The 744-nt window shown below is 71.4% G+C and carries 1 protein-coding gene; it reads left to right on the top strand.

Going from position 1 to position 744, the window contains the following annotated elements; genetic code table 11:
* Positions 1-424, top strand: a 424-nt coding sequence (locus KGQ19_RS48765) for a 5-oxoprolinase subunit C family protein (RefSeq protein ID WP_498038959.1), incomplete at its 5' end; no start/stop codon positions are given.
* Positions 425-744 lie beyond the last annotated feature (320 nt).

Genomic DNA, 744 nt, shown 5'->3' with positions numbered 1-744 from the left:
GCCTCGGGGGTTGCCGCCGGATATTCCGGGGTTGGGGTTGGTGCCGTTGCGGGACGCGGGGGATCCGGTGGTGGTGCGGTTGATTTTGGGGCCGCGGAGTGAGTGGTTCGGGGACGATGCGGTGCGGGACTTAGTCAGGGCTCGGTGGGAGGTGGGGACGGAGTCGAATCGGACTGCGGTGCGGTTGGAGGGGCCCGCTTTGCGGTGGGCCCGGGACGTGGAGCCGGCGAGTGAGCCCTTGGTGGTGGGGGCGTTGCAGGTGCCGCGGGATGGGCGGCCGGTGCTGTTCTTGGCCGACCATCCGGTGACCGGGGGGTATCCGGTGATCGCGTGTGCGCATCCGGCGGATTTGGACGCCGTGGGGCAGGCGCGGCCGGGGACGGGTATCCGGTTCCGGATGGTCGGCGGGTCGGGGTGGCGGTGAGGGTGGTGATGGTGAGCGTGAGGGAGACCGCGAGGTGGTGGTGGTGAGAGCGATGGTGGGCGTGGTGGTGAAGCCGACAGCGGGTTAGGCGGCGAAGGTGACCCGGGGTGTCGCGATGGCACTGCTAGTGGCAGTGTCAGGTTGCGCCGGGGGCCGTGCCTGACTGGCCGCGAGGTGGGTTCATGTACGCGCCGAGGGTGGCTCGGGCCAGCGAGGACTGGGCACGGGAGAAGAACCGTGAGCTCGGGCCGGACCCGGGAGCGGAGTTGGGGCTGGGGCCGGGGTCTGGATCGGAGCCGCTGTCGGGCTGGGCGGTGGGG

The organism is Catenulispora pinistramenti (assembly GCF_018274385.1).
Lineage (GTDB): Bacteria > Actinomycetota > Actinomycetes > Streptomycetales > Catenulisporaceae > Catenulispora > Catenulispora pinistramenti.
Note: the sequence above shows the minus strand (reverse complement) of the source record. Positions and strands in the feature narration are given on the sequence as shown.